This is a genomic window from Acinetobacter harbinensis, assembly GCF_000816495.1.
Taxonomy (GTDB): Bacteria; Pseudomonadota; Gammaproteobacteria; order Pseudomonadales; family Moraxellaceae; genus Acinetobacter; species Acinetobacter harbinensis.
In genome coordinates this window covers 1565671-1588273 of record NZ_JXBK01000001.1, presented here as the reverse complement: position 1 = coordinate 1588273, position 22603 = coordinate 1565671, and the positions used below count along the sequence as shown (strand labels likewise).

Genomic DNA, 22603 nt, shown 5'->3' with positions numbered 1-22603 from the left:
TAATCTCTTGAATTATTTAAAAACTTTAAAGCGTACTGCATCATCCATATAGGCTTTGTCATTGGCTTGGCTTTCAATAGAACCAAACACCAACTGTGCACTCATTTTCCAATGCTGAGGAATATCCCATTCTGCATGCACTTGCTCATCTACAATGGGATTGTAATGTTGCAGTGACGCCCCTAAACCTTCGGCATGTAGAGCCGTCCAAGTGGCAAATTGTGCAATTGCAGTTGAATGTTCCGCCCAAACTGGAAAGCTCTCAGCATAAGATGGGAATTGCCCTTGCAAGCTTTTAATCACCTCAAGATCTTCAAAAAATAAAACGGTGCCGAAGCCCGCGGCAAAACTATCCATTTTAGCACTGGTCTTGGCAGCAGTTTCTTCATCCTTCGCGTAGGACTTAAGTTTCGCTTTGACTAGCCCCCAAAATTTTTCATGTTCAGCATTAAATAACATCACTGCACGCGAAGATTGTGAGTTGAAAGAGGAAGGACTTTGCCTAATGGTTTGCTGAATCAAATCGGTTAAATCGTCTGGGCTTTGCTCGACATTTTTACCTAGCGCATAAATAGTACGACGTTTATGGATTAAATCTAAAAACTGATTCGACATCTTATAAAATCCTTTACTCTTAAATGAGAGATCGTTTAAATCACAGCGCTAAACGGCTGAGAAAATGTGAAATATCCACATTTACAGCATTCAAGAAAAATCATCTGCGGCTCTACCCTATCCAATAATCATGTTAATTTCTATAATATTTTATTGATCTTTCAGTATTTTTAATCTTTTTTAAAGATTTAAGCTCCAACAAAAAAATCCTTCAATAATGAAGGATTTTTATCATCACATATCAGGATTTAAAACTTAGCATTTAAGATATTGGCCGATACATGCGACTTCCAAAGAGCACGTAAGGTCGGCAAATAGAACTTCTCACCAATTTCAACCAGCTCTGCGTCAATCAAAGCATGAACTTCATGCATGAATAAATAATCCAATTCTACCGTACTTAATTGATGCTGAGCACTCGCAAAATCTTTACGTTTCTTTTGTGCAGTTTTAATCAATTGATCGGCATAATTTCTATTTTTAAACTGAGCAATGGCATTTAGACGCAGTTCAATTACGCCCCAACCCTTTAATAACAATTTAAACAATTCAAAGTCTTCGGTGGTCGACTCCCACGTCATCTCATTTAAATCTTCATCTTCCGGTAGCACGGGAAGCATTAACTCCATCACACTTGGAAAAATCTTTTTAAAATCTAAAATAAATTTAACAGGATGCTCACCGGGATAATCCTCGAATTGTACCTTTTTCTGAACATCTGTTAAATAAACATCAAACATAATCAATCATCAGCAGTTAATTTCTCGCTATATTGTACGCATATCTGCCACAGATAAAAACCACTGATGCAGAATTGATAAAACTTCAATTGATTCAAAGCTTATTTACTATTCGCAGAAACCATATTTTCAGGAATAACCACTGCGTCAAATTGTTCTGCGGTGACCAAATTTAACTCCACGGCAACCTGCTTTAAAGTTTTGCCTTCTTTATAAGCCGTTTTAGCAACTTTGGCCGCATTTTCATAACCAATCACCGGATTGAGCGCAGTAACCAGCATCAATGAATTATGTAAAAAATAATCGATCTTTTCTCGATTTGGCTCAATTCCCAGGGCGCAATGCTCATTAAAACTATTACAGACATCGCCCAGCAATTGAATTGATTGTAATAAGTTAAACGCAATAACCGGCATAAACACGTTGAGTTCAAAATTACCCGAAGCGCCTGCCACATTAATGGTGGTGTCATTGCCCAAAACCTGCGCCACTACCATGGTCATGGCTTCACTTTGGGTGGGATTCACTTTGCCCGGCATAATGCTTGAACCCGGTTCATTCTCGGGAATACGGATTTCGCCAAAACCACAGCGTGGCCCACTGGCAAGCCAACGAATATCATTGGCTATTTTATTTAAACTGGCCGCTAACGTTTTTAATGCACCTGAAGCAAATACAGCTGCATCGCGTCCTGCCAAAGCTTCAAATTTATTCGGTGCCGTGATAAAAGGTAAATGTGTAAGACTTGCCAATTGTGCAGCGACTTTGACCGCATAATCGGGATGTGCATTTAAGCCTGTGCCCACCGCTGTTCCGCCTAAAGGCAATTCATACAACCCTAAAAGTGCATATTCTAAACGCTTTAGCGCATGATCTAGCTGTGATACATAGCCACTGAATTCTTGGCCAAGGGTTAACGGCGTGGCATCTTGTAAATGGGTACGTCCAATTTTAACAATATCGGAAAATTCAGCCGATTTAGCCGCCAAAGTATCGCGTAAACGCTGTACGGCAGGAATTAATAACTGATTGATTTGTAAGCTTGCCGCCACATGAATTGCAGTGGGAAAAGAATCATTGGTCGATTGAGCACGATTTACATGATCATTGGGATGGACTGGTTTTTGTGAACCTAACGCATTGCCTAGTTTTTGATTGGCTATATTGGCAATCACTTCGTTACAGTTCATATTACTTTGCGTACCGGAACCGGTTTGCCAGACCACCAGTGGAAACTGTGCATCCCACTTTCCGGCAATCACTTCATCTGCGGCATCAACAATATATTGCGATAAATTCTGCGGAATTTGTTCAAGCTCCGCATTGGTCAGCGCTGCTGATTTTTTAACCAAACCCATAGCTTGAATCATGGCGCGAGGCAGTCGCTCTTGTCCAATTTTAAAATTTTGCAAACTGCGCTGTGTTTGTGCGCCCCACATGGCTTCACTGGGTACTGCAACTTCGCCCATGGTGTCGTGTTCAATCCGTGTTTGCATAATTAATCTCATCTTTATATGATTTTTTAACTGGCCATTCTTTCTGTTTTGACATATTCAGCATGATTAAGCAAATAATTGTAACTGAGAATTGTTATCAATTATTAACGCAGCTTCCTCTTGCTTATTTAGCGTCCGTGCAAGGTCTGTTGATAAAAGCGCCATGCATCTTCAATGATTTTATTCAGCGGACGCGTCGGTTGCCATTTTAATTGTTGTTGGGCTTTTTCTGTACTGGCACCCAGCTGATCCAATTCAGCATAAGCATAAGCATAAAAGGGTGCATCTACCGTTTTAATCTCGCTTTGTGTAACGGCAGAAATTTCCTTTAATAACCTACGAATAGAAAGTGACTGTCCGGCAATATTAAATGCTTCGCAGACAGACTGCTGTGTACTGAGCCAGTGTAAAGTTGCCATAATCGCATCACAAGCATCTAAAACATGTAAAAAACTACGCTCCACCGTATGGTCTGCGGTTTGTGCTTGCTGACGAAGTTCAACATAGTCGCGCTGCTTTGCGGCAACTTGTAAAGCCAACGGAATAATATTTTTAGGTAATGGCGCGATAAATTCACCCAAGACTGCATGTTCAAAAGCACCGGCAATATTGCTTAATCTTAAAATGGCAATTTTCCATTCACTGTCAGTAATAGCTGTATCGCGAATAATTTCTTCAATCATTTGCTGTGATTTAATATAAGGATTAGGGTAAGCATAATGAAAAGGCATATCTTCAGAGAGCGTTAAACTGGATTGACCATACACAGCCAAACTAGACAAATGAATCAGCGTACGCACGCCTGTACGTTGCATAGCGCGTAACAAACTCATAATGCAGCTGACGTTGTCATTATAATATTCAAGTGGTTTCAGCACCGACTCTTCTATAGATTTAAAACCTGCGGCATGAATGACAGCGTCTATAGAATATTGTTCAAAAACTTTATTTAAAGCCGGCGTATTTCTAATATCAATTTTAACAAAAGGCACATATCGGCCGGAAATATATTCAAGTCGTTCTAAGGTCTGCAAATTTGCATTGGATAAATTATCGACAATAATGACTTCTTGCCCATGCGCCATCAGGCTTAAAGCAATATGTGAGCCGATAAAGCCTAAACCACCCGTCACTAAAATCATTGTATACTACCTTCTTCTTATGAATTTTAAATGCGCCTGCTAAGCAGGTGCATTCCTCAAGTGAATTTCGATGAGTACCTTAATACTAATTACCTCTGCTCCAACCAGTATATATGCGTGGCATGCGCTGGGATTAGCACAGGCTTTACAAGCCAAAGAGCAAGCATTTCGTGTGTTCTTTTATCAAGATGCGGTGTATGTCGCCAATGCGCTACAGTGGGTTCCTGATGATCAGCGTAACTTAACCCATGAGTGGCAAAAGTTGGCAATTCGTCTGCCGGTGTGTGTCAGTGCGGCACTGGCACGTGGCATTACCGATCAGGACAATGCTGAGCGGCACCACATTAATCAACATAATTTAGCCCATGGCTTTGAGTTGGTTGGACTGGGTGAACTTGCTGATGCAGTACAATCCGCTCAGCGCCTTATTCAATTCTAAGGCGTTATTTTTTGGAATCTGTTGCTTTTAAAAGGTTAATTGTGTGAAATCTGTACTCGTTATTTTAACTCAAGCCAATCTTAGCCATTTACAAGTGCATGAAAGCTTGTCTGCCACGATGGTACTGGCGACTTTTGGCTGCGAAGTTAAAGTGTTATTGCAAGATGCCGCTTTAAGTTTGCTCAATGCAGAACTGGCTTTTGAACCTCTTAAGCATGCATTTAAACTGGCTTCCAATATGGTCGATAGCTTTGAATTTTACGATTTAACGCCGCTATTGATTGAAAATAAACAGCAAAATTCGCCTTTTGTGATGCAAACACAACAGGAGATCGAGTTCATCGAGTTCATCGAGTTCATCGAGTTCAACAGTAGCTTTATTCAAAAATTTGATTTTGTGTTGTACTGGTAAAATAAAGAGAGTCCTGCCCTATGTCGAATGCCAGCTTATATTTGGTACAAAGTGACTTTGCAGCCACGCCTGCTGCATTGGCTAAATTACAACAGCTTTATCAAGCTAGTGATTGTGTGGTTTTAATGGGTGAAGCGCTTTTACACGTGCAACATACAGTGCTACAGCAAATCAATTCCGTGTATGTTTTAGAAACAGATGTCGAAATTCTGGCCGGCCAACAAACACAGAATATGCAGCTGATTTCCTATGCGCAGTTTGCAGAGCTGTGCTTAAATTATACGCGTTGTATCCGTTTAAATTAATCCGAGATTAATCATGAATTTATCGCTCGATCAAGATGGTCACTTAGTCGATTACAGCATTTGGAATGAAGATGTAGCGCAGCAATTGGCAGATACGCTGAGTTTAGAATTAACCGTTTGGCATTTTGAAGTTTTACATGCAGTACGTCAGTTCTATCAGCAGTTTGGACATGCTCCGGCGACACGTCCGCTGATTAAATTTTTAATGAAAACAGTCAGTAGCGATATCAACAATGCCATGCTGCAAGATCAATTTAACACAGGTCTTGTGGCACGGCACTTAAGCCGCTTAGCAGGTATTCCTAAACCGGCCAATTGTTTATAAGTTTTTATTTTGCATAAGGTTGATTGAATGAGCCTACATTTAAACGGCATCAAGCGATAACTAATTCTTTTATGCCATGCAATGTACAGCTAAACCATAAACTTGAGCGGTCTACCTGTACTGCTGCGGGTGTCTTTATAGCAATGTCAAATAAGACAAAGCGCATGCAAACACCAACATACTGACGGCTTCAGTTATTTCAATACTTGCGCCCAAGGTATCGCCGGTAATGCCACCAATACGCTGGATAAATTTATGCCGTAAGTAAACTAAAGTCAGTACGGCCGCAATAAAACTTAAAATACCCAACCATTGAAAATACAGCACCACCAATAAACATAAGGCTGCAACAATCAAAGCAGCTGTTTTAGGAATAAAGGCAGCCATGGATGAACCTAAACCCTGCTTACGCACATAAGATGTGGTCAAAAATAAAAATAAAGGCGCTAAACGACCTAAGATTGGAAAGAGAATTAGTGCTGCATACAGTTGATGTTGTAATAAAACATAGAGTGCCGACCCTTTAATCACGCATAAAATAATTAGACTTAAAACCCCAATCGGGCCACATGCCGGATCTTTCATGATGGCTAAGGTGCGCTCTTTATCGCCAAAACCACCCACCCACGCATCGGCACTATCCGCCAAGCCATCTAAATGTAAACCACCGCTCAGCCAAATCCAGAATACTAAAATTAAACTGCTTAACAGTACATTTGGCAGGGCCTGTAATAGCAATGCCAAAATAGCTAAAATCAGGCCAATGATTAAACCCACCACTGGATAAAACAGCAGTGATTGACCATTTTGCTGCTGGGTTGGCATCTGTTTCAGTTGAATCGGGAAAGTGGTTAAAAACTGTAGTGCAATTAAAAAGGGAGTCATGCACTGTACTCCACAAAGGCTAAAGCACCATCCTCATGCAAAATAAAAGCATTTAACTGCCCCAACTCCGCGGACATCTTTAATAAATCATCCAATGCATGCTTTAAAGCAATACATTTAAGCAGTTTGATGACACCGCCATGCGTCACCAGCAAAGCATGTTGCCAATGATTGGCTTGCATCTGCTGCTGTATATCGGTCAGCCCGTTGATCACTCGCAGATGAAAATTCTGCATAGTTTCAGCATTGGGTGGGCTAAACAAGGTCGGCTGTTGCCAAAAATTTGCCAATAGTTCTGGCTCATTCTCATAAATATATTGCGTAGATAAAGCTTCCCAATCGCCAAAATGCATTTCTTGCAAATTTGCATGATAAAAAACAGGCTTTTCAATTTGCTGCGCGATACGGTCTGCAAATAAGCGACAGCGCTTTAAAGGCGAGCTAAAAATAACATCCCACGGTACCGCTTCATTATCCTGAGCATGCAAAGACTGATCGATACTGTGCTGCATTTGCGACCAACCTAATTCGGTCAAGTCATCATCGGTAGAACCGCGCAGAGTATGGCTTAAAGTACTTTGCCCATGACGCAGTAGATCAATCTTTAACATGTTTAAAACTCTGAGGATTGAAGATTAACGGCATAATTAGACTTTTTCGCCAATTACCGCAGCTTGTGCAAAAGTCGCCATATTATTGTGCAAGCTACAGGCCAATTTAATCAGTCCTAACGCCGCTCCTGCACCGCTGCCCTCACCCAAACGTAAATTTAATTTCAGTAGAGGATTGGCTTGTAACTCCTCTAATAAACGGCGATGTCCATATTCAGCCGATTGATGGCCAAACAACATCCATTGCCGCACAGCAGGATTTAAACGCACCGCAAGCAGCGCCGAAACACTGCTAATAAAACCATCAATCACCACGGGCAAACCCAATTGCGCACAGCGTATATAGGCACCGGTCATGGCTGCAATTTCTAGACCACCCACTGCGCACAATGCTTTAAAAGCATCTTGACCGACATAATGTTGATGTAAAGCCAAAGCTTGATCAATAATCTTTTTCTTATGGATCAGTTGCTCGGCGCGAATACCCGTCCCCACACCGGTCAGCTGCTCGGCATCTTCATCGAGTAAAAAGCAAGCCACAGCAGAAGCAGAACAGGTGTTGCCAATACCCATTTCACCTGCCACATAAATAGATGCACCATAGGCAACTGCATCTTCAACGCTGTTACGGCCTAAATCTAGCGCTGCTCTGCACTGATCTTCAGTCATCGCCACTTCTTGGGCAAAGTTGGCAGTGCCTGCACGAATGCAATGACGCTCCACACCTACATAATCATAGGCTTCACCGACCGAGCCGCAATCAATAATTTGCAGTTTGGCATTGTACTCTTTGGCAATAACGCTAATGCACGCACCGCCAGTGGCAAAATTTTGTAGCATCTGCCGCGTAACGGCTTGCGGATAAGCAGAAATATTTTCCTGCATCACCCCATGATCTCCAGCAAAAATACTGATCCATGGCTGCTGTATATCCGGATGTGAGGTATCTTGTAAACTGGCCAATTGCACCGCAACTGTTTCAAGTTCAGATAACGAACCAGTCGGTTTGGTCAATTGTAATTGGCGTGCTTCAGCCACTTTTTGGGCTTGCTGACTTGGAATTTTGGCTGTATCTAACCACCAGTTCACTCTTTTTCTCCTTTTAAAAACATTGGAAAACCTGCTACACAAAAAATAACGCGATCGGCAATTTGTCCCAATTGTTGATGTAAACGACCAGATTCATCCACAAATTTACGACTAATTTCACCCATGGGAATTACGCCTAAACCTGTTTCATTGCTGACCAAAATAATTTGGGATTGTAAATTCGGTAAAACGCGAAGCAGCTTTTGGCATTCCTTGAATTGTAAGGTTGTATCATCATGCATCAATAAATTACTCATCCACAAGGTCAAACAATCCACCAAAATCAGCTGATTAGGCTGATCAATCGCGGTTAAACAATCGGCCAAATAAAGCGGTTGTTCAATCAATGCCCAATGCGACGGACGCTGCATTTGATGATGCGCAATACGCGCCTGCATTTCTGCATCAAAGGCTTGTGCGGTGGCAATATAAGTCACTTGAAGTTGACTCTCTTGTGCATAGTGTTCTGCAAGGCAACTTTTACCAGAACGCGCGCCACCTAAAATGAGTTGCATCATAGAGTTTCCAATTGAACGTGCTGAAATGGGGACAGTGGACCTTGTAACACTTGCGCTTGATACGTGCCAAATATCAGCTGATCGATTGAGAGATCAAATGTTTTTTGTTGTATTTGTTCTATTTGATTAAAAATTAAATCACTATTAAAGCTGTCTCGATATAAACCCAAAGTCAAATGCGGGCAATATGCTAAGGGCGCAATCTCTGATGAATGCTGAGCCAATCGATCACGTAATTTTAACAATTGACCTTGTTCATCTATAATTTCAACAAATAATGCGCTGCTAAAACTTTGAATACTGCCGGTTTTTAATTGAATGGTTTGCGGTTGCATTCGGCTTAGTTCTGTAAGTTGCTGCTGTAATTGCCCAATGGTGAAATCATCATTCAATACTGCACTGTGCGGCGTTAAAAACCCACAAACAAACAAGGTGATATGAAATTGGCGCGTATTCGGCGCATATAAAAAATCGGTAAATGCGGATTGTAGTTGATTTAAATAAGTCAACAATTCAGGATGCTGAATTTCTAAATACCACAATGAAAATTTTTCGCGACCACAGTGCCATTCAGGATAATCCCCTGCACGAGTTGCTATAACAGACGTCGATGGCTTTAAGAACACGCAGTAAATCACTTTAAATTCGACGGCATTATTAAAGCATGAATGAACTTTATTTTCTTATATTTCGCTTAAAACAACGTGTAAATCGGCCAGCCTAACCCTTGGCTTTCAATTGGATGATTAGATTGATAGACGTAAAAATTAAAGCGTAGCTCAATCTATTATTCTATTTCCATAAACCATGCAGCGTTTATTCGTTAGTCGTGATCTAAAAGATCGGCAAATTGCGCGGTTAATACGCTCAGCAAATCTTGTGGATGTACGCCAATATCTAAACCACGTTTACCCCCACTGACGTATATGGTAGGCAAATGTTCAGCTGAAGCATCGACTATGGTTTTTAAACGTTTTTTCTGTCCAATCGGGCTAATGCCACCGAGTAAATAACCGGTTAAACGCTCAGCATCTTTAGGCGCTGCCATTTGTAATTTTTTAGCGCCCACCGCTGCCGCCATTTTCTTTAAACTTAATTGATAATTAACCGGTAGAACCGCCACATAATAATGTTTTGTATCGGTCACCAATAAGGTTTTAAAAACCTCATTTACCGCTAAATTTAACTTTTCTGCTGCTTCTAAACCAAAACTTTTTGCATGCACATCATGCTGATATTCATGCAGCGAAAATTCAATTCTATGTGATTTTAAAATTTTACATGCAGGGGTCATTTTGAATCATATTTGTGATTTGATTATGCAATTATATGCCTTTTTCAAAATAGAATTCATTAAGCTTAGGCTATTTTTAGTTATATAGAAGCTTTGAGATTGTTGATTTTAAGATGCTTGACCTTTACGTTGATCAAAAACAGATCAGCAAAATACACAATATGCATTTGAATCATAGTCTAATCAACACGTTCAACAGAAAGGATATATCAAGATATTGCTGTCTATTGAACGCTTTTTCACTCGAAGCTTAGTTGAGTAATCGATCGATTAAACCAAATTTTTTAAAAATTTTTGCACGGCGTTTGGGCTGAATATTGGCTTTGTCTAAATTGCCTTGATAATGCTCAAATACCCGTTGATCCATGATCTTAAACCATAACCACGGCACTAAAGCAGGTAACAGCATGGTGGCATAGCCACTGGGTAGTTCTGGCACTTCATCAAAATGCCGTAAAGCTTGAAATGGACGCGTTGGATAAGCATGATGATCGGAATGGCGCTGTAACTGATACAAAAACAAATTGGTGGTAATGTTATTGTTATTCCAACTATGCTCTGGCTGAATACGCGTATAGCCACCGTCCGATTTTTTGTCACGCATTAAACCATAATGCTCAATATAGTTAACAATTTCAAAGAGGCTGACCCCATAGAAAGCCTGTGTTACCAAATACGGAACAATCTTTTTACCAAATAATTTTAGCATGACTGCATGAAAACTGGCACTCATGGCCCAACCTTGAAACAGCTCATTTTGTGGGCTAAAAAAAGACAATCCTTTGCGTTTTAATCGGCGCGTCTCAATTTCAATGGCTGATTTAAAGCCACCGAAAACGGTTCTTGGCCAAAACTCATAAAAAGTCTCTCCCATTCTTGAAGATGCCGGATCTTCAGGAGTTGCAGTGCGTTTATGATGTCCATACGGATGTTCAATACGAAAATGATTATAAAATAATGGCATTAATGTGGCATGCGCCAAATAATGGTCTTTTTTATGTGGTCGATGTGCCAACTCATGTGCCGTATTGACCGCGACCCCATTAATTGCACCCATCGAAACACCCAGCAGTATTTGATCCAGTAAAGATGTACTGGGACGGCTCACCACATAACCTGCGAAAACGTTTGCAGCCATCTGTAAGGGAATAAATAATTTTACAATGCGGTCATAGTAAGGATCGCTGACCAAAGCGGAAACTTCTTCATCGCTAGGATTATTGCTGTCTGCACCGACTATTGCGTCAATCACAGGAATAATCACATGTAAAAATAATGGTCCGCCTAAGGCAAATACTGTCTTACTTGATTTTGGACCAAAATAATATCCGGCTAAAATCCCAATGCCAATCACGGGAAGTCCGGGACTGAGTAACCACCAATAACGCTTTTTATCAAGCGCCAAGCCAGTTGCTACCCGTAAGGCTTGCAGATCGCTGGGATTTAGATTCACTGGTGCATTCATCTTGCTTACTCCACTATTTTTATTCTCCTTTTATCTTTATCTATGTGAGCGCTAAACAACAGTTGTAAACGTCCAAAAAAGCTATGCAAACGTCTTTGCACATGGCCGCACTCTTTAAATTAAAAACTGGCGATGCTATATATAAGAGAAAGCTGGTTATGATTTTCACTCAATATATAGAACGATAATACATGGACGCTTTAAGTAAAATTTTTGATGATATTCATCTTAATAAATCTGAATTTATTTATTTAAAACCGCAAGGTGACTGGGCATATCGCTATCAAGAAGCAGATGCCATGATTGGCTATGTGGTGCTGGCGGGTCAAATGACCCTTCAACTTGAATCATCTCAGCCGCTGCAACTTGAAGCTGGCGATTTGCTGCTTATTCCATCAGGGCAAAAGCATACTTGTTCTAGCCAGCATCCATCCAACTTGGTAGATGTGTTAAATATCAGCGGTTTTTTTAAGCAAAAAACAAAAGAAACCATTGCGTTTGGCAGTACGACTGGTGAAGCCAGTTTAATTTTAGCCATACACTGTCATATTGATACCATTATGGCGCGTCCACTATTAAATGCTCTGCCCGAGTATATTCACATTCCTCATATTGCCGGCAGTAATACACCTGAGTGGCTACAAATTGGTTTACATTTTTTAGCGCTTGAAGTGCATCAAGTGCGCCCCGGACGCGATAAAATTCTCGATCATTTGGTCAGCATTTTATTTATTGAATGCGTGCGAGATTACATTGCCCAATTGCAAGACAGTAACAACTGGCTGCGTGCCTTGGCGCATACTGAACTGGCCAACGCTTTAGCTGCAATTCATGGTCATCCTGAACAGGCATGGACGGTGGAGCGCTTAGCCGCACAGTGCTGCATGTCACGCTCCAAGTTTGCAACTCTGTTTAGTCAAATGGTCGGTGAAACGCCATTGGCTTATTTGCAGCAGTATCGTTTTCGCTTGGCCTGTCAACATTTACGCGAAGGACTGCTGTCTATTCAACAAATTGCGCCTCGGGTCGGTTACTCATCAGAAACCGCCTTTAGCCAAACCTTTAAACGACTTTTTGATTTAACCCCTAGCCAGTATAGACAACAGTTTCAGCAAGTTACACCACACTAGGAGCATTGGGTTTTTTTAAGATCTGCAAAATAGCCTGTACCGGATCTTCACTATTGCCTGCAAGTAATTTTTTATGCATGGTTATATGCTGCATTACTTGAATTTGTGCAGTTTCAATATTCATCAATTTTTCAATTTCAGCAGCTAAATTCTCAGCAGTGGCAGCACTTTGAATCAACTCTTTAATAATTCTTTTGCCGGCAATAATATTGGGCAACGAATAATACGGAATTTTAATTAAGAATTTGACCACACAATAGGTCAACCAATTCAGTTTATAAAAAGTCACCATCGGGCGATGTAACAGCATCGCCTCTAAAGTGGCCGTGCCTGAAGCCAAAGCAATAATATCAGCCGCATTCATCACTTGACGACCAATTTTCGACTCAATATGGGTGTTTTCCATCAGTTGAATTTTCTGAGTCAATTCCGCTGGATATTGTTTTAATAACTCTTCAATTTGCTGTTTTCGAGCGTCATTAATCGCTGGAATTAAGAAAATATACTCCGGATGTTTTGTGCTGATGATTTGAGCTGCATCTAAGGCGATTGGTGCCAGTCGTTCAATTTCACCACGGCGACTGCCCGGCAAAAGCGCAATATGCTTTTGTGCAGGATTTAAACCCAGCTCTTGCTTGGCCTCAATTAAAGCATTTTTCAGTGGCAGTTGAGTGGCCAAAGGATGCCCCACAGAAGCAGCAGGTACCGCAAATTTTTGATAAAAAGCTTTTTCAAACGGAAATAAACACAACACCAAGTCAATAGTGGCTTTAATGCCATGTACACGTCCTTGGCGCCATGCCCACACCGATGGACTGACATATTGCACGGTTTTAATCGGAAGCTGTTTTTGTTTTAAGCTTCTAGATAAGCGTAAATTAAAGTCTGGTGCATCAATGCCAATAAATACATCCACAGGATTATTGCACCACAATTCGACCAAACCATCACGTACTGCAAAGAGTTTTTTAATATCTTTTAACACTTCAACAATGCCCATTACCGATAAAATATCCATCGGATAATAGCTTTTAAAACCTTCTGCAATCATTTGCGGGCCACCAATGCCTTCAAATTCAGCATCAATGCCTTGCTCACGAAAACTACGAATGAGCTTTGCACCCAGCGTATCACCGGATACCTCTCCCACCACCATACCAATTTTAAGCTTTCGATCTTGCAAGATTATTATCCTCATTAAAATAACGGGTATTTTAGCATGTTCATCTATGTGAAAGTTTAATGGCGACTTGACTGATCAACACTGACTAAGCGAGACCTACATTGTTACAGCAGCCGACTTTAGCGTTTTTTAGAATAAGTAAATCAACAATCAAGACAACAGCTTATCTTAGAAAACCCTAATATATCTAAGTTTTTAATATTTGGCATTTACCCATGTTCGGTCCCTTTGAGTTTATTTTAGCAGGCGTTTTAGTCGGTTTCTGCGTAGGTATTACCGGCGTGGGTGGCGGCTCTTTAATGACCCCAATTTTAATTAGCCTGTTTAAAATTGAACCGCATATTGCCATTGGGACTGACTTATTATATGCCGCTATTTCCAAATTCTGCGGCTCGATTGTACATGCTAAAAAAACCAATATTGTATGGCCTATTGTGCTCTGGCTGGCTGTCGGCAGTATTCCGGCATCGTTAGCCACGCACTGGGTATTAGAGAACTACTTAAGTCAATCGGCCAGTTATAAAGGCATTCTCACCATGGTGTTGGGCTTTATGCTGACCTTAACCGGTATCTCTATCGTGTTTCGCGGCTCGATTGAAAAATTCTTTAGCAAATTCCGCCAAAATGAATCTCTAGAGCTGACCGAAGATTTAGCCAATATTCATCTTCGCGCCAAAGAAAAGCGGGTCTATATTGTAGTGATGGGGATTGTGCTGGGCATATTTGTCACGCTTTCATCTGTAGGTGCCGGTGCTTTTGGCATCATGGCTCTGGTGTTAATGTTCCCGCATTTGCCCATGATTCGGATTATTGGCTCAGATGTGGTACATGCTGTACTTTTGACTTTAGTGGCAGGGCTTGGACACTTAAGCTCAGGTAATGTAGATTTACACTTATTGGGTTGGTTGTTGGTCGGCTCCATTCCAGCCATTATTATTGGAACGCTCATCAGCTCACGCTTACCGGAACGCATGATCCGTAAAATTTTAGGGATTACCTTATTTGCTTTGGGTCTTAATTTTATGCTACATCCCGTTAAAGTAAAACCTGTTGAAAAACCAACAACGGCGATGGTTTTAACCCTCGCACAATCAAGTAATGGTTAAACTATCTACACGATTAATGAGTGCTTTTCAGCAATTTATTGCTGTTTTGTATACCGACTTAGCGTTTGAATCGTGCTATATTCAAGCAACTAAAAAACTTTTGTATAATCAAACCAGTGACGGCAATGAATACACTACAGTCAAATCCTATTACACAATCCGACATCGATGACGTGAATGTACAAAGCATTCAGCCTTTGGTAACTCCTGCTGAATTAAAAAAAGAGTTACCTTTAACTGAAAGTGCCTACCAAATAGTGCTTAAAGGTCGTGAAACCATTCGTAATATTTTAGATGGTTCGGACAAGCGTCTATTTGTCGTTATTGGCCCTTGTTCCATTCACGACACCGTTGCTGCGCATGAATATGCCAATCGCTTAAAAGTTTTAAGTGAGCAAGTCAAAGACACCCTTTATATTGTGATGCGCGTGTATTTTGAAAAGCCACGCACCACTGTCGGCTGGAAAGGCTTGGTCAATGACCCTGATATGAACGACTCGTTCAACATCGAAAAGGGTTTGCGTATTGGTCGTCAGTTGTTGGTTGAACTCAATGAAAAAGGCTTGCCTTGTGCAACTGAAGCCCTTGACCCGAACTCACCGCAATATTATCAAGATCTTATTTCATGGTCAGCCATTGGCGCACGCACCACAGAAAGCCAAACCCATCGTGAAATGTCATCGGGTTTATCCTCGCCGGTCGGTTTTAAAAATGGCACTGATGGCGGCTTAACCGTTGCCACCAACGCCATGCAATCGGTTAAACACGGTCATAGCTTTTTGGGCCTAAACGATCAAGGTCAAGTTTCTGTGATTCGTACCAGTGGCAATCAGTATGCACATGTGGTTTTACGCGGTGGCAATGGAAAACCCAATTATGATGCAGGCTCGGTAGCAGAAGCAGAAAATGCTTTAGCCAAAGCCAAAGTCAGCAACAAGATTATGATTGATGCCAGTCATGCCAACTCCAATAAAGACCCATACTTACAACCATTGGTGTTAAAAAATATTACCGAACAAATTTTAGATGGCAATAAATCCATCGTCGGTATTATGGTGGAAAGCCATCTCAAAGGCGGTCGTCAGGATATTCCTGAAAATTTAGATGCGCTTGAGTATGGTAAATCAGTGACTGATGGCTGTATCGACTGGGAAACCACCGAAAAAGCCTTACTTGATATGCATGAAGCACTTAAAGACGTATTACCCAATCGCTAAGAGATTTAAAACGCCATCTTGATAGATGGCGTTTCTACTTTAACCTTAGGAAAATTTTATCTTATGAATGAAATTGAACATACACTCAGCCATATCGAAAATTTCCAATTTGTTCATGCGCGTTTATTCAGCTCTGCGCAGCCATCCGCTGAACAGTTAAAAGTAATTAAAGAATATGGGGTGACCACGATTGTGAATTTAGCACTTTCTGATGCAGAACCACACTTAGCGCATGAAGATAAAATCTGTTTGGATTTGGGTTTAAATTATATTCAACTGCCTATTTCTACCGATACACCATCCGACGATCAGTGCTTACTAGCATTAGATTTACTGCATCACTTGGTTCAAGAACAATTGGTTTGGATTCATTGCAGCAAAAACTATCATGTGAGTAGCCTGATGTATCTATATCGTCAATACTACATGGATGTCGATATGCCGAGCGCGCAAGCGTTAATGCACAGCATCTGGCAACCCAACGACACGTGGACTGGCCTGATGCATGCGGTTGCATTACAACTACAAGGTCGAAAATCGACCCAAGAACTGCAACATTCTTTGATTCATCCCGATCACTTTGCTTGATGGGAAATTAATACCGTCGCGGTTGCTAAAATACCTTCTTCACGCCCTGTAAAACCTAATTTTTCAGTGGTGGTGGCTTTGACGCTAACTTGTGTCACATGCACATTGAGCACATCTGCAATGCTCTGACGCATCTGCAAGGTATGTTTGGCCAGTTTTGGACGTTCACACGCCACGGTAATATCAGCATTATTTAATGCATAACCACGATCTAAAATCAGCTGATAGACATGTTTCAGTAAAACGCGACTATCAGCACCTTTAAATTTTGCATCCGTATCCGGAAAATGCTGGCCAATATCACCTAAAGCCAATGCGCCCAATAAAGCATCACATAAGGCATGTAACACCACATCACCATCTGAATGCGCTTTTAAACCATACTCATGTGCAATGTTAATGCCCGCTAAAGTGACAAAATCCCCTTCTTCAAACGCATGTACATCCATTCCCTGACCAATTCGAATTTGTGCGACCACTGTAGGCATCCTTAATAAATAAATGATTGAGATGTTGTATTGACGCTTTCTATTTCGCTATAGTTACGGCAGCGCAATATAGTGAAATTATAAGCGATCATGCTGGTGAATACCGATATTAATCTGACTAAAATATTAAGTGCCTTATTCAGTGTGGGCTGTTTATGCTCACCGATGGTTTATGCCGAAAAAATTGACTGTTCAAGTTCAAATGGTATGACGCTGAAAAAAATCTGTGGCAAAAATTTTAATGAAACGCGAGAAAAATTAAATACCGATTATAAAACTGCTTTATTGATTAGTGATGCGCCTATTCGTCTATTAGAAGACACACACAGCTTATGGTTTAAACGCTTACAGCAATGTAAAAGTATCAATTGTTACGAACAACAATTTGAGCTACGTCGTGATGATCTTAAATTTTATACCTCACTCAATCAGAGTTTGACCAACCATTATTTAAGATTTGAACAGGGTCAAATTGCACATGCTCCTGTGCATTTACAAGTGCATCAACTGACCAAAGATAAAATTAAAATCGAAGGGATTGCTTATCGCAATCCCAACAATAAAGCCAACAGCCAAAGTGCGGCTTTCTTGGCCTATACCGACACCAATCAGAAACATCAAATTAAAGACAATGAACACGATTGCCAATATCAGTTTAATTTTAATAAAGCGATTCTATCGGTTAAAACCCAGCAAAAAGGCTGTGAACGGTTCGTTGGCGTGTATCGCATTTATGACTAGGCTTCATCTTTTCTCAATTCAACTATAACTTGAAGATAATTTTGAATAGAAGCACATAAAAAAACCAGACTTCAAGTCTGGTTTTTTTATGTGCTTTAAGCTTAAATTAAAATTGATTGCAAGCTAACCAAAGTCATTTAACCCGATAACGCTGGCTTTTTATTTAGGCTCAATCGGTGCAAAAGGCGCCACCACATCGGCATTTTGCGCACGGTGGCGCATAAAATGATCCATCAATACAATAGCAAACATCGCTTCAGCAATTGGGGTTGCACGTACACCAACGCAAGGATCATGACGACCTTTGGTGAGTACATCGGTATCTTTGCGGTCAATATTAATGGTTTTGCCCGCTGTCGTAATACTGGCCGTCGGTTTAAGTGCAATCGCCACGCGAATGGTTTGACCACTTGAAATTCCGCCTAAAATACCACCGGCATGATTGGCTAAAAATCCGTCTGTGGTTAACTCATCACGGCTTTCATGACCAAATTGCTCAGCCACCGCAAAGCCATCCCCAATTTCAACGCCTTTTACCGCATTAATACTCATCATGGCGTGGGCAATATCGGCATCTAAACGATCAAATACCGGTTCACCCCAACCTACAGGGACATGCTCCGCTAAAATCTCTAGCTTTGCCCCGCAGCTGGTACCTTGCTCACGCAAAGAGGTGACCAAGGCTTCAAAACGAGGAACAGCCTCTATATCAGCACAGAAAAATGGATTATTGGAGACTTCATTCCAGTCCACTTTAACGGCTTTTTCTGTGCCAATTTGGGTAACATGACCGCGAATTAAGATAGCAAATTTTTCAGCCAAATATTTTTTAGCGATTGCGCCTGCCGCAACCCGCATGGCCGTTTCACGCGCACTTGAACGTCCACCACCCCGATAATCACGGAAGCCATATTTCTGACTATAAGTATAATCGGCATGACCAGGACGAAAAGTTTGTGCAATATTGCCGTAATCTTTAGATTTTTGATCTGTATTACGAATCAATAAACCAATAGAAGTTCCTGTGGTTTTACCTTCAAAAACCCCCGAAATAATTTCAACTTCATCAGGCTCTTTACGTTGTGTGGCAAACTTTGAGGTTCCGGGTTTACGACGGTCTAAATCTTTTTGTAAATCTGCCTCAGATAACTCTAAACCTGGCGGCACACCATCGACAATGGCCATCAAACCTGCGCCATGAGATTCACCACAAGTCGTTACACGGAACAATTGCCCGATACTATTACCTGCCATGTTTAAAGCCCCTTATGCTGGAACAGATTGTACAAATAAATCACGATATTTACGGCATTGCGCTGCGGTTAAAGCAAAAATACCCGAGCCGCCTTTTTGGAATGTTAACCAGTGAAAATCCACTGTATTAAAATTCTGCTTCATGGCCCATTCAGAATTACCCACTTCAATGACAATTAAGCCATCTTCAGTTAAATAATCTGCTGCTTGGGCAAGCATTTTACGAACCAAATCTAAACCATCTTGACCCGCCGCCAGTGCCAGCTCAGGTTCATGTAAAAATTCAGCGGGTAAATCCGCCATGTCTTCAGCATCAACATAAGGAGGATTTGACACAATTAAATCATATTGATTTTCAGCAGGAATTTTTGCAAAAAGATCAGATTCCATCAATGCAACTTGATATTGCATATTGTGATGTTCTGCATTAATAGACGCCACTTCTAACGCTTCTTTAGAAATATCGGTGGCGTCCACTTCAGACTCAGGAAAAGCATCCGCCAAGGCAATGGCAATACAACCTGAACCTGTACACATATCTAAAATACGACGTGGCATTTTCGCCTGTTCATTTTCAGGTAAATTGTTTAAAGCTTCACGCATTAAACCATTTTCATCTAAGCAGTACGGTGCGAAACGCTGCGTAATAAGTTCAGCAATTGGTGAACGTGGAATAAGCACACGCTCATCAACGTAATACGGTTTTCCGCAGAAATACGCAAGATTCAACAAATAAGAGGTCGGCACTTTTTCATTGATACGACGCTCCAATAAACTAATGAACTCCGCTTTTTCACTTGGCAGCAATTTCGCATCTAAAATCTCTGGATTAGCACTCCAGTCCAATGCCAATGTTTGCAAGACTAAAGCCGAACTTTCAGCAAAAAAGTCTTCCGTACCTTGACCCAAGTGTGCATCGTATTGACGTAGAGCTGAAACACCAAAACGAATAAAATCTCGAATAGTGGTAAGGTTTTCAGCGGCTTCCTGCAAATGTTCAGGGCTAATGGTCAGTTGATCATCCACTTAAGGCGTCTCCAAGGTCAAATTTTTCAAAACGCCTTATGATACCTTGTTTTAATATTTTTTTATAACCTTACCCACCGTTTCACAGCAATTATCTATACACCAATTGCTTAGTTTCATAATAGTAAGCGCGCTGCATGGTCATTTCTAAGACACATTTTGCCTGTTGCAGCTCCACATAACTTGAAGTCACTTTTGAATAACATTGTTGCTTCACTCGGTTTCCCCACACCTGATGTTGCTGCTCAATATTATTGCGATATGTGTCACTATGTTTTAAATATTTTTTATAATAGGTTTCTAAAAGCTTTTCTTGAGCTTTTAACTCTTTATCTACACACTTTTTAATGGTGCTGGCTTGTCCATAAGAACTATTTAGACACTGTTTATATTCCTCTGAGTATCCTTGAGCCCAAACTGAATTTGAAGCCAAAGCTGCCATGCTCAGCATGATTGGTATTGCCCACTGCATACTATTCCCCTATTTACGCTAAATGATTCAATTACAAATACTATTGTTTTGTTTATTGCGCGATATTACAGCAAGCAGAAATAAATTTCTATCACATGAAAGGCCGGTCTTTATGACAATTCTAACTTCAAAGCGCTTAGAGATTGAATCTACTTAAAATGCCCTCATATTAGTTTAAATTCTTCGTTTAAATGCTGATTCTGATGAGCTACAAACATAACAATTTAATGGCAATGCGTGAAAAATACTGGAATGACACTCACTCTGCTCAAGTTGAGAAGGAAAAAAAATTCTTCCAACAATTGTTAATTGAGCATGCTATCTATACAGCGCCTTCTCTAGAAGATGCTCGCTATTTATTCTTTAGCTTACCCAGTATTATCATTGTGAAAGGTTATTCTTTGGGTTTTACGCATGACACCGTTCAAAACATGATTTTAAAACACATTCAAGAGCACGCAACGATGCTAAAGCAAAAGAGCAATATTAAAATTCAATTTCGCTGATAAAATGATTTTATCTTGCAACTGCTCTTTAACCGTCAATAGTTTAATATGTTTATGCTTTTTAACGCTTCATTCACGAGCTTGAACTTTTTTAATACGCGAATAAGCGGTAATATCCGTTACAATTAATTATTCTGCGACTTGCTGATTAAAGGATTTTGTTTAATGTCAGATCAGAACGACAAGCTTAAACAACTCAAAACTTCCTCTATGGATCGACGCTTATCTCTTGCCAAAGCCTCGTTACTAGCAGGAACGCGATGGGCGGCTTCTAGTGCAACCACGATATTCTCCAGTGATGCAGAAAAAGAAAAAAAACGCAAAAAAGCCACCAAAGAGCAGGCAGATTATCTGGTTTCTGAAATTGGAAAATTAAAAGGCTCTATCGTTAAAATTGGGCAAATGATGGCGCTTTATGGTGAACATTTTTTACCTGAAGAAATTACTCAAGCACTGAACACGTTAAACAATCAAACCATCGCACTGGCTTGGCCGGCTATTAAAACCCACTTAGAACAACAATTAGGTGCAAAACTCAATGATCTAACCATTGATCGGGAGCCACTGGGTACGGCTTCTTTAGCACAAGTACATCGTGCCACACGTAAATCTGACGGCTTAGAAATCGTGCTTAAAATTCAATATCCGGGCGTGGCCGATGCCATAGATTCAGATATGAGCCTGTTTAAAAATATGCTTAAACTGACGCGTATGGTGCCGCAAACACGTGAATTTGATCAATGGTTCGATGAAGTGCGTGAGATGATGCACCGCGAAGTGAACTATCAAACTGAAGCAGACACCACGCGTCGTTTTGCAGAACGCTTAAAAGATGATCCGCGCTATGTTGTACCGCGTATCATTGAGGAATATTGTAGCGATCAAATTTTATGTATGACTTTTGAGCGCGGTGTGCCAATTAATAGCCCCGTAATGCTGTCGTTACCCCAAGAACGTCGCAATCAATTGGGTGAAGCGTCTTTAGAAATTGCTGTTCGTGAAATTTTTGAATGGGGTGAAATGCAAACAGATCCAAATTTTGGCAATTATTTGGTTCGTTTAGGCAATGCAGATGACATTCAAGATAAAATTGTTCTGTTAGATTTTGGGGCGATTCGACAATTTGATGATCATTTATTGACAGTGGCGCGCAACTTAATTAAAGCCGGTTATCATCATAATCTTGATGAAATGGTCAAAGCGATGACGGGTTATGAGTTTTTCGACTCAATTCCCGTAAGCACCAAACCAGATATGGCCAAAGTCTTCTTATTGGCCACAGAGGCCTTTAGCACCATTTTAAATAATCCAGACTTACCAAGTGGCGTGATTGATGAACATCAGCGTTATGATTGGAAAAAAAGTCAATTACATAGCCGTGTGATGCAACGCGCATCCAAATCTATTGCTTCTCGTTATTTCAGTGTTCCGCCTAAAGAATTTATGTTTATTAGCCGTAAATTCATTGGCGCCTATACCTTTATGACCGTAATTGATGCCAAAACCAATGTACGTAAAATGGTGGCGAAATTCTTATAAGATTTTATTATCAGAAT

Annotated in this window: 27 protein-coding genes; 11 read left to right on the top strand and 16 right to left on the bottom strand. The window is 40.7% G+C overall.

The window, feature by feature from the left end:
• Positions 1-12: 12 nt before the first annotated feature.
• The 4 genes from SE27_RS07455 to SE27_RS07440 form a co-directional block, all read right to left on the bottom strand.
• Entirely contained in the window at positions 13-615 is a 603-nt protein-coding gene (locus SE27_RS07455) for a nitroreductase family protein (RefSeq protein WP_039622212.1), read from the bottom strand.
• A gap of 248 nt (positions 616-863) precedes the next feature.
• Complete coding sequence (locus SE27_RS07450) at positions 864-1355, bottom strand: hypothetical protein (protein ID WP_039622210.1); 492 nt, start codon at positions 1353-1355, stop codon at positions 864-866.
• A 101-nt stretch (positions 1356-1456) separates the two neighbouring features.
• The gene (gene fumC, locus SE27_RS07445; protein WP_039622208.1) at positions 1457-2851 is read right to left on the bottom strand and encodes a class II fumarate hydratase; all 1395 of its coding nucleotides are present in this window, start codon (positions 2849-2851) and stop codon (positions 1457-1459) included.
• Between the two features lie 128 nt (positions 2852-2979).
• Positions 2980-3993: an NAD-dependent epimerase/dehydratase family protein gene (locus SE27_RS07440; RefSeq protein WP_039622206.1), complete on the bottom strand. Its 1014-nt coding sequence runs from the start codon at positions 3991-3993 to the stop codon at positions 2980-2982.
• A gap of 70 nt (positions 3994-4063) precedes the next feature.
• Between SE27_RS07440 and tusD the strand changes: the two genes are divergently transcribed.
• From tusD to SE27_RS07420, 4 genes are read left to right on the top strand one after another with little or no spacing between them, the layout of a single operon-like run.
• Positions 4064-4432: a sulfurtransferase complex subunit TusD gene (gene tusD, locus SE27_RS07435; RefSeq protein ID WP_039622205.1), complete on the top strand. Its 369-nt coding sequence runs from the start codon at positions 4064-4066 to the stop codon at positions 4430-4432.
• A gap of 43 nt (positions 4433-4475) precedes the next feature.
• Positions 4476-4844, top strand: coding sequence for a hypothetical protein (locus SE27_RS07430; RefSeq protein ID WP_039622204.1), 369 nt, complete (start codon positions 4476-4478; stop codon positions 4842-4844).
• A gap of 20 nt (positions 4845-4864) precedes the next feature.
• The gene (locus SE27_RS07425) at positions 4865-5149 is read left to right on the top strand and encodes a DsrH/TusB family sulfur metabolism protein (RefSeq protein WP_039622203.1); all 285 of its coding nucleotides are present in this window, start codon (positions 4865-4867) and stop codon (positions 5147-5149) included.
• Positions 5150-5162: 13 nt separating this feature from the next.
• A complete protein-coding gene (locus SE27_RS07420) occupies positions 5163-5474 on the top strand; it encodes a TusE/DsrC/DsvC family sulfur relay protein (protein ID WP_039622202.1) in 312 nt (103 codons plus the stop codon).
• Positions 5475-5609: 135 nt separating this feature from the next.
• Here SE27_RS07420 and SE27_RS07415 read toward each other — a convergent pair whose 3' ends face one another.
• The 7 genes from SE27_RS07415 to SE27_RS07385 form a co-directional block, all read right to left on the bottom strand.
• Positions 5610-6359: an adenosylcobinamide-GDP ribazoletransferase gene (locus SE27_RS07415; protein WP_039622201.1), complete on the bottom strand. Its 750-nt coding sequence runs from the start codon at positions 6357-6359 to the stop codon at positions 5610-5612.
• A complete protein-coding gene (locus SE27_RS07410; protein ID WP_039622200.1) occupies positions 6356-6970 on the bottom strand; it encodes a histidine phosphatase family protein in 615 nt (204 codons plus the stop codon). The genes SE27_RS07415 and SE27_RS07410 overlap by 4 nt, the downstream gene beginning before the upstream one ends.
• Positions 6971-7006: 36 nt before the next feature.
• Entirely contained in the window at positions 7007-8059 is a 1053-nt protein-coding gene (gene cobT, locus SE27_RS07405) for a nicotinate-nucleotide--dimethylbenzimidazole phosphoribosyltransferase (RefSeq protein ID WP_039622199.1), read from the bottom strand.
• A complete protein-coding gene (gene cobU, locus SE27_RS07400) occupies positions 8056-8577 on the bottom strand; it encodes a bifunctional adenosylcobinamide kinase/adenosylcobinamide-phosphate guanylyltransferase (RefSeq protein ID WP_039622197.1) in 522 nt (173 codons plus the stop codon). Before cobU ends, cobT begins: the two co-directional genes overlap by 4 nt.
• Positions 8574-9203 carry a 2'-5' RNA ligase family protein gene (locus tag SE27_RS07395; protein WP_039622195.1) on the bottom strand — a complete coding sequence of 210 codons (630 nt, stop codon included), beginning with the start codon at positions 9201-9203 and terminating at the stop codon, positions 8574-8576. Before SE27_RS07395 ends, cobU begins: the two co-directional genes overlap by 4 nt.
• 197 nt (positions 9204-9400) lie before the next feature.
• Positions 9401-9871, bottom strand: coding sequence for a Cys-tRNA(Pro) deacylase (gene ybaK, locus SE27_RS07390; protein WP_039622193.1), 471 nt, complete (start codon positions 9869-9871; stop codon positions 9401-9403).
• 250 nt (positions 9872-10121) lie between these two features.
• Complete coding sequence (locus tag SE27_RS07385; RefSeq protein WP_039622191.1) at positions 10122-11336, bottom strand: alkane 1-monooxygenase; 1215 nt, start codon at positions 11334-11336, stop codon at positions 10122-10124.
• Between the two features lie 191 nt (positions 11337-11527).
• Between SE27_RS07385 and SE27_RS07380 the strand changes: the two genes are divergently transcribed.
• Positions 11528-12466 carry an AraC family transcriptional regulator gene (locus SE27_RS07380; RefSeq protein ID WP_039622189.1) on the top strand — a complete coding sequence of 313 codons (939 nt, stop codon included), beginning with the start codon at positions 11528-11530 and terminating at the stop codon, positions 12464-12466.
• Here SE27_RS07380 and lpxB read toward each other — a convergent pair.
• On the bottom strand, positions 12453-13649 hold the full coding sequence (gene lpxB / locus SE27_RS07375) for a lipid-A-disaccharide synthase (RefSeq protein WP_039622187.1): 1197 nt from the start codon (positions 13647-13649) through the stop codon (positions 12453-12455). The two genes, SE27_RS07380 and lpxB, sit on opposite strands and share 14 nt — an antisense overlap.
• 215 nt (positions 13650-13864) lie before the next feature.
• Between lpxB and SE27_RS07370 the strand changes: the two genes are divergently transcribed.
• The 3 genes from SE27_RS07370 (at position 13865) to SE27_RS07360 (ending at position 16560) form a co-directional block, all read left to right on the top strand.
• The gene (locus SE27_RS07370) at positions 13865-14755 is read left to right on the top strand and encodes a sulfite exporter TauE/SafE family protein (protein ID WP_039622185.1); all 891 of its coding nucleotides are present in this window, start codon (positions 13865-13867) and stop codon (positions 14753-14755) included.
• A 125-nt stretch (positions 14756-14880) separates the two neighbouring features.
• Positions 14881-15972, top strand: a complete 1092-nt coding sequence (locus SE27_RS07365; protein ID WP_052251714.1) for a 3-deoxy-7-phosphoheptulonate synthase — start codon at positions 14881-14883, stop codon at positions 15970-15972.
• Positions 15973-16035: 63 nt separating this feature from the next.
• Complete coding sequence (locus SE27_RS07360) at positions 16036-16560, top strand: protein tyrosine phosphatase family protein (protein ID WP_039622183.1); 525 nt, start codon at positions 16036-16038, stop codon at positions 16558-16560.
• On the opposite strand, the gene ispF is transcribed toward SE27_RS07360, so the two are convergent.
• On the bottom strand, positions 16548-17039 hold the full coding sequence (ispF, locus tag SE27_RS07355; protein ID WP_039622181.1) for a 2-C-methyl-D-erythritol 2,4-cyclodiphosphate synthase: 492 nt from the start codon (positions 17037-17039) through the stop codon (positions 16548-16550). The two genes, SE27_RS07360 and ispF, sit on opposite strands and share 13 nt — an antisense overlap.
• Positions 17040-17138: 99 nt before the next feature.
• On the opposite strand from ispF, the gene SE27_RS07350 reads away from it, so the two are divergent.
• Positions 17139-17789 (top strand): A1S_1983 family putative colistin resistance protein, encoded by a 651-nt coding sequence (locus SE27_RS07350; protein ID WP_039622180.1) that lies wholly within the window; start codon positions 17139-17141, stop codon positions 17787-17789.
• A gap of 159 nt (positions 17790-17948) precedes the next feature.
• On the opposite strand, the gene aroC is transcribed toward SE27_RS07350, so the two are convergent.
• The 3 genes from aroC to SE27_RS07335 form a co-directional block, all read right to left on the bottom strand.
• On the bottom strand, positions 17949-19043 hold the full coding sequence (gene aroC, locus SE27_RS07345) for a chorismate synthase (RefSeq protein ID WP_039622178.1): 1095 nt from the start codon (positions 19041-19043) through the stop codon (positions 17949-17951).
• A gap of 12 nt (positions 19044-19055) precedes the next feature.
• Positions 19056-20057: a 50S ribosomal protein L3 N(5)-glutamine methyltransferase gene (prmB, locus tag SE27_RS07340; protein ID WP_256938987.1), complete on the bottom strand. Its 1002-nt coding sequence runs from the start codon at positions 20055-20057 to the stop codon at positions 19056-19058.
• A gap of 103 nt (positions 20058-20160) precedes the next feature.
• Positions 20161-20541, bottom strand: coding sequence for a lysozyme inhibitor LprI family protein (locus SE27_RS07335; RefSeq protein ID WP_039622175.1), 381 nt, complete (start codon positions 20539-20541; stop codon positions 20161-20163).
• A gap of 203 nt (positions 20542-20744) precedes the next feature.
• Here SE27_RS07335 and SE27_RS07330 point away from each other — a divergent pair, with 203 nt between their 5' ends.
• Positions 20745-21047: a hypothetical protein gene (locus tag SE27_RS07330; RefSeq protein ID WP_039622173.1), complete on the top strand. Its 303-nt coding sequence runs from the start codon at positions 20745-20747 to the stop codon at positions 21045-21047.
• Positions 21048-21212: 165 nt separating this feature from the next.
• Complete coding sequence (locus SE27_RS07325; RefSeq protein WP_039622171.1) at positions 21213-22586, top strand: ABC1 kinase family protein; 1374 nt, start codon at positions 21213-21215, stop codon at positions 22584-22586.
• Positions 22587-22603: the final 17 nt, after the last annotated feature.

What these genes read in the sequence shown, in the direction of transcription:
- SE27_RS07455 (WP_039622212.1), bottom strand. Translation starts at nt 615, where the DNA reads ATGTCGAATCAGTTTTTAGATTTAATCCATAAACGTCGTACTATTTAT.
- SE27_RS07410 (WP_039622200.1), bottom strand. Translation starts at nt 6,970, where the DNA reads ATGTTAAAGATTGATCTACTGCGTCATGGGCAAAGTACTTTAAGCCAT.
- SE27_RS07335 (WP_039622175.1), bottom strand. Translation starts at nt 20,541, where the DNA reads ATGCAGTGGGCAATACCAATCATGCTGAGCATGGCAGCTTTGGCTTCA.
- SE27_RS07360 (WP_039622183.1), top strand. Translation starts at nt 16,036, where the DNA reads ATGAATGAAATTGAACATACACTCAGCCATATCGAAAATTTCCAATTT.
- SE27_RS07330 (WP_039622173.1), top strand. Translation starts at nt 20,745, where the DNA reads ATGAGCTACAAACATAACAATTTAATGGCAATGCGTGAAAAATACTGG.
- cobU (WP_039622197.1), bottom strand. Translation starts at nt 8,577, where the DNA reads ATGATGCAACTCATTTTAGGTGGCGCGCGTTCTGGTAAAAGTTGCCTT.
- SE27_RS07440 (WP_039622206.1), bottom strand. Translation starts at nt 3,993, where the DNA reads ATGATTTTAGTGACGGGTGGTTTAGGCTTTATCGGCTCACATATTGCT.
- SE27_RS07325 (WP_039622171.1), top strand. Translation starts at nt 21,213, where the DNA reads ATGTCAGATCAGAACGACAAGCTTAAACAACTCAAAACTTCCTCTATG.
- ybaK (WP_039622193.1), bottom strand. Translation starts at nt 9,871, where the DNA reads ATGACCCCTGCATGTAAAATTTTAAAATCACATAGAATTGAATTTTCG.
- SE27_RS07380 (WP_039622189.1), top strand. Translation starts at nt 11,528, where the DNA reads ATGGACGCTTTAAGTAAAATTTTTGATGATATTCATCTTAATAAATCT.
- SE27_RS07385 (WP_039622191.1), bottom strand. Translation starts at nt 11,336, where the DNA reads ATGAATGCACCAGTGAATCTAAATCCCAGCGATCTGCAAGCCTTACGG.
- SE27_RS07425 (WP_039622203.1), top strand. Translation starts at nt 4,865, where the DNA reads ATGTCGAATGCCAGCTTATATTTGGTACAAAGTGACTTTGCAGCCACG.
- SE27_RS07415 (WP_039622201.1), bottom strand. Translation starts at nt 6,359, where the DNA reads ATGACTCCCTTTTTAATTGCACTACAGTTTTTAACCACTTTCCCGATT.
- SE27_RS07365 (WP_052251714.1), top strand. Translation starts at nt 14,881, where the DNA reads ATGAATACACTACAGTCAAATCCTATTACACAATCCGACATCGATGAC.
- SE27_RS07350 (WP_039622180.1), top strand. Translation starts at nt 17,139, where the DNA reads ATGCTGGTGAATACCGATATTAATCTGACTAAAATATTAAGTGCCTTA.
- tusD (WP_039622205.1), top strand. Translation starts at nt 4,064, where the DNA reads ATGAGTACCTTAATACTAATTACCTCTGCTCCAACCAGTATATATGCG.
- SE27_RS07450 (WP_039622210.1), bottom strand. Translation starts at nt 1,355, where the DNA reads ATGTTTGATGTTTATTTAACAGATGTTCAGAAAAAGGTACAATTCGAG.
- SE27_RS07420 (WP_039622202.1), top strand. Translation starts at nt 5,163, where the DNA reads ATGAATTTATCGCTCGATCAAGATGGTCACTTAGTCGATTACAGCATT.
- fumC (WP_039622208.1), bottom strand. Translation starts at nt 2,851, where the DNA reads ATGCAAACACGGATTGAACACGACACCATGGGCGAAGTTGCAGTACCC.
- aroC (WP_039622178.1), bottom strand. Translation starts at nt 19,043, where the DNA reads ATGGCAGGTAATAGTATCGGGCAATTGTTCCGTGTAACGACTTGTGGT.
- SE27_RS07370 (WP_039622185.1), top strand. Translation starts at nt 13,865, where the DNA reads ATGTTCGGTCCCTTTGAGTTTATTTTAGCAGGCGTTTTAGTCGGTTTC.